Annotated in this window: 5 protein-coding genes; 3 read left to right on the top strand and 2 right to left on the bottom strand. The window is 72.5% G+C overall.

The features are described from left to right. Together FOY91_RS20620 and FOY91_RS20615 are read right to left on the bottom strand one after the other, a co-directional pair. The coding region (locus tag FOY91_RS20620) for a peptidase (RefSeq protein WP_145155862.1) at window positions 1–501 on the bottom strand (501 nt) is incomplete at its 3' end. A gap of 99 nt (window positions 502–600) precedes the next feature. Next, the gene (locus FOY91_RS20615) at window positions 601–1,608 is read right to left on the bottom strand and encodes a fumarylacetoacetate hydrolase family protein (protein ID WP_145155860.1); all 1,008 of its coding nucleotides are present in this window, start codon (window positions 1,606–1,608) and stop codon (window positions 601–603) included. 90 nt (window positions 1,609–1,698) lie between these two features. Here FOY91_RS20615 and FOY91_RS20610 point away from each other — a divergent pair, with 90 nt between their 5' ends. The 3 genes from FOY91_RS20610 to FOY91_RS20600 all read left to right on the top strand — a co-directional run. Continuing rightward, on the top strand, window positions 1,699–2,067 hold the full coding sequence (locus FOY91_RS20610) for a GFA family protein (RefSeq protein WP_145155858.1): 369 nt from the start codon (window positions 1,699–1,701) through the stop codon (window positions 2,065–2,067). Window positions 2,068–2,143: 76 nt separating this feature from the next. Beyond that, window positions 2,144–3,640, top strand: coding sequence for an efflux transporter outer membrane subunit (locus FOY91_RS20605; protein ID WP_145155856.1), 1,497 nt, complete (start codon window positions 2,144–2,146; stop codon window positions 3,638–3,640). Next, on the top strand, window positions 3,640–5,004 hold a 1,365-nt coding region (locus FOY91_RS20600), incomplete at its 3' end, for an efflux RND transporter periplasmic adaptor subunit (RefSeq protein ID WP_145155854.1). The genes FOY91_RS20605 and FOY91_RS20600, both read left to right, overlap by 1 nt.

Raw genomic sequence — 5,004 nt, 5'->3', positions numbered from 1 at the left:
GGCGCGTGCGGCGCGGTCCGGCCGGTTCCAGCCGCCGGGCGTGCCGGGGGTCAGGCCGGGGCGTACGGTGTCGGGCTGGCCGGCGACCGGCCGGTCGGGGCGGCCCTGCCAGCGGGCACCGCCCGGGCGGCCCGGCCGGTCGATCCCGGCCTGACCGTCGCGCGGGCGGTCGCGGCCCTGCCAGCGGCCGTCACCGGGGCGGCCGGCCAGCCCGCGACGGCTCTCCCAGTGACGGCGCTGGCCGTCGTTCCAGCGTTGCCGGCCACCGCCGCGATCGTACACGTAGTAACCATTGCCGGGGTAGTAGAAGCCATCGTACCAGCCGTAGGACGGATAGCCGCCGGCATAGCCGTAAGGCCCGCCGCCATAATAGCCGTCGTCATAGCCGCCGTATCCGACCCCCACGCCGCCATAACCGTAGCCGTCGTCGTAACAGCCGCCCAGCATCAGCGTCGAGGCGAGCGCGATGCCGGCCAGCGCCTTCTTGTTCAGGAAACCCATGTCCGTCTCCGCAAATCGAGTGATTGCAGTGATTAACGCACGGTCGGGTTGAACGGGCTCTGAACTCGCCGGGAGGGCGTCGGCCGGGCAGGGCGGGGGTCAGATCGCCTCGACCACCTGCTCGATCGTGCCGAACACGGCATGGCCGTGGTCGTCGTCCACCCGGATGCGCACGGTATCGCCGGCGACGAGGAACGGGGTGCGGGCCGCGCCGTCCTCGATCGTCTCCACCATGCGCTGTTCGGCGATGCAGCTGTAGCCCAGGCCGCCCGCCGCCGCCGGCCGGCCATGCCCGCCGCCCGCATCGCGATTGGAGACGGTGCCCGAGCCGACGATGCTGCCCGCCCCCACCGAACGGGTGCGCGCCAGATGGGCGATCAGCGTGCCGAAATCGAACGTCATGTCCTCGCCCGCCTGCGTGCGGCCGAACGGCTGGCCGTTGAGATCGACCGACAGCGTGCGGTGCAGCTTGCCGCCCTGCCACCAGCCGCCCAGTTCGTCCGGCGTGACAAGCACCGGCGACAGCGCGGAGGCCGGCTTGGACTGGACGAAGCCGAATCCCTTGGCCAGCTCGCCCGGGATCAGGTTGCGCAGCGACACATCGTTGACGAGGCCGACCAGCCGCACCGCCGCCAGCGCCGTATCGCGATCGGCGCCCTGCGCCACGTCGCCCGTCACCACCACGATCTCGGCCTCGAAATCGCAGCCCCACGCCTCGTCCGCCAGCGCGATCGGCGCGCGCGGCGGCAGGAAGCGGTCGGAGCCGCCCTGGTACATCAGCGGATCGTGCCGGAAGCTGTCGGGCATCTCGGCCCCGCGCGCTTTCCGCACCAGCTCGACATGGTTCACGTAGGCCGAACCGTCCGCCCACTGGAACGCGCGCGGCAACGGCGCCTCGGCGTCGCGCTCGTGGAAGCGCATCATCGGGATCGCCTCGTGCGCCAGATCGGTGGCGAGGCTTTCCAGCCGGGCGGCGGCGGCCTCCCAGTCGTCGAGCGCGGCCTGCAGGGTGGGGGCGATGTGGCCGGCATCGGCGCACCACGCCAGATCGCGGCTCACCACCACCAGCCGGCCGTCGCGCCCGCCCTTCAACGATCCAAGCTTCATGCGCTGATCCTCTCTCTCGTTATGGCCGGTGAGGCTATCCGATCGCCGACCCGCATTGAAGGGGTCTCTCGCGCAGGCTAGGGAGGCGGCATGAAGGACATTGCCGGCGGATGCCATTGCGGCGCGGTGCGCTTCACCGCCACCGTGCCCGACGCGGTCGAGGTGCTCGACTGCAACTGCTCGATCTGCGCGAAGACGGGTTTCCTCCACCTGATCGTGCCGCACGCCGATTTCCGGCTGATCGCCGGCGGGGAAGCCCTGCGTACCTATCGCTTCGGCACCGGGGCGGCGGCGCACCTGTTCTGTGGCACGTGCGGGATCAAGAGCTTCTATCAGCCGCGCTCCCACCCCGAGGCGTGGAGCGTCAACCTGCGCGCGCTGGACGAGGGGCATGGCCTCGCCGCCACCGCCGTGCCCTTCGACGGGCGCGGCTGGGATGCCGCGCGGGCTGCGCTGTGAAGGCGGGCGGCACGGGGCAGGCGGTTTGTGTCGGCGGGGAAATCCGTCCGCAACAGCCGGCGCTAGGATCGGCACGATGAGCAGCGATCGTTCGGAACGGCGGCAGACGGGGCGCGGCGGCGCGGGGCTGCTGTTGCTCGCCGGGCTGTCGGCCTGCGCGGTCGGCCCCGATTACCGGCCGCCCTCCGCCGCCGTGCTGAAGGTGCCCGACACGTTCGTCGCCGCGCCCGAGCGGCCGGGGATGCCGCCCGCCGACCCGGTACGCTGGTGGACCGGGTTCGACGATCCGGTGCTGACGCAACTGGTGGAGCGGTCGTTCGAGGCGAACCTCGATATCGCGGTGGCGGGCGCCCGGTTGCGGCAGGCACGGGCGAACGTGCGGCAGGCGATCGGCGCGGGTCTGCCGCAGGCAGGATTCAGCACCTCGGCCAATCGCAGCGTGGGGCGCGACGGGCAGAGCTTCGTCGATCCGACCACCGGCAACACCTTTTCCTCCGGCGGCGATACCACCGTGTTTCGCGCCGGCTTCGACGCCGCGTGGGAGGCGGACGTGTTCGGCGGCATCCGCCGCTCGGTGGAGGCGGCGCGCGCCGATTCCGCCGCCACCCAGGCCAACCTGCACGACGTGCAGCTCAGCATCGCCGCCGAGGTGGGGCTGAACTACATGCAGGCGCGGCTGGCGCAGGCGCGGCTCGGCATCGCGCGGGCCAACCTCGCCTCGCAGGACGAGACGCTCCAGATCGTCGGCTGGCGGGTACAGGCCGGGCTGGTGAGCAGCCTCGACCTGGAACAGGCGCGGCAGTTGCGCGCGACCACCGCCGCCTCGATCCCGCTGCTGGAGAACAATTACGTCGCCGCCGCCAACCGGCTGTCGGTGCTGACGGGCGATGCGCCGGGCGCGGTGAACGGCGCGCTCAATTCGGGCGGGCCGGTGCCGCTGGCGCCCGCCGCCATCGCCATCCCGGCCGAGGTGGTGCGCCAGCGGCCCGACATCGCCGCCGCCGAGCGCACGCTGGCCGCCGAAACCGCGCGCATCGGCGTCGCCACCGCCGATCTTTATCCCGCGCTGCGCCTGTCCGGCAGCTTCGCCGGATCGGATACGTCGATCGGCGGGCTGCCGGGGGCGGCGCTGGGCAATCTGGTGGCCGGGATCACCGCGCCGATCTTTCAGGGCGGGCAGATCCGCGCGCGCATCGCCGGCCAGCGTGCCGCGACCGAGGCGGCGTTCGGCACCTACCGCCAGACGGTGCTGCTGGCGTTTGAGGAGGTGGAGAACGCGCTGACCCAGCTTTCCTCCGCCGAGCGGCGCGAGCGTGAGATCGGCATCGCCGCCGAGGCCGCGCGCAACGCCGCCATCTATGCCCGCACGCAGTATCGCGCCGGGCTGGTCGATTTCCAGTCGCTGCTCGATACCGAGCGCAGCCTGCTGTCCAGCGAGGATGCCAGCGCCAGCGCGCGGGCGGACCGCGCGACGGCGACCGTGCAGCTCTACAAGGCGCTGGGCGGCGGCTGGCAGGCCGCCCCCGCGCCCCTGCCCCTGGCGGGCGCAACCGCATCGACGACGAGGCCGTGATGGACAAGCCGACCCCCTCCGACGCGACCCCCGCCGAGGACCGCGCCGCGCTCGACGACTTTCTCGGGGCGAAACCGCCCTCGCGCCGCGCGCGCTACGTGAAGTGGGGGGCGGTCGCGCTGGCGGTGCTGCTGGTGCTGTGGATCGCCTTCCGCCTGCTGTTCGGCGGCGCGGAGCCGGTGAGCTACGCCACCCAGCCGGTGCGGCGCGGCGGGCTGACCGTCAGCGTGTCGGCCACCGGCAACCTTGCCCCCACAAACGAGGTGGAGGTCGGCTCCGAACTGTCCGGCCTCATCACGCAGGTGTTCGTCGACAACAACGATCGCGTGCGGAAAGGGCAGGTTCTCGCCCGGCTCGATACCGCGCGCTTTCAGGACGAGGTGAACCAGAACCGCGCGCAGCTCGCCTCCGCGCAGGCCGGCGTGCAGCAGGCGGAGGCGACCGCGCAGCAGAGCCGGGCGACGCTGAACCGGTTGCAACAGGTCTATCGCTTGTCCGGCGGCAAGGTGCCGTCCGCCACCGAACTGGACGTGGCGCGCGGCGACGACGCGCGCGCGCAGGCCGGCATCGCCACCGCGCGCGCGGCCGTGGCGCAGGCGCGCGCGGCGCTGTCCTCGGCTGAAACGCAGCTTTCGCGCGCCACCATCGTCTCGCCCGTCACCGGCGTGGTGCTGTCGCGCTCGATCGAGCCGGGGCAGACGGTGGCCGCCTCGTTCAACGCGCCGGTGCTGTTCAAGATCGCCGAGGACCTGGGCCAGATGCGGCTGGAGGTGAAGGTGGACGAGGCGGACGTGGGCCAGGTGAAGGCCGGCCAGCGCGCCAGTTTTCAGGTCGATGCGTTTCCCGGCCGCACCTTCCCCGCGCTGATCGAGCGGGTGGACGTGGGGGCCAACGCCTCGACTAGCAGCACCACCACGACGACCACGACCACCGCCGGCTCGGTCGTCGCCTATACGGCGCGGCTGACGGTGGACAATCGCGACCTCGCGTTGCGCCCGGGGATGACCGCCACCGCCGATATCGTGACCGCCGAGAAGCAGGACGTGCTGCTCGTGCCCAACGCCGCGCTGCGTTTCTCGCCGGATCGTGCCGGTGCGCGCAGCGGCGGCGGGGTGACCGACGTGCTGGTGCCGCGCCGGCCGGGTCGAGGCGGCGGGGCGGCGCGCACCGCCACGATCGGGCGCGGCAGCCGCCAGACGATCTACGTGCTGGGCGACGACGGTCAGCCAAGCTCCGTGCAGGTGACGGTGGGCGACACCAATGGCAGCGATACAGAGGTGACGGGCGAAGGCCTGCGCCCCGGCCTGCCCGTCATCACCGGCCAGCTCGCCGCCGGGCAGGCGAAGGACGTCGCATCCCGCACC

The organism is Alterirhizorhabdus solaris, assembly GCF_007785815.1.
Taxonomy (GTDB): domain Bacteria; phylum Pseudomonadota; class Alphaproteobacteria; order Sphingomonadales; family Sphingomonadaceae; genus Alterirhizorhabdus; species Alterirhizorhabdus solaris.
This window is presented reverse-complemented; position numbering and strand designations above follow the sequence as displayed.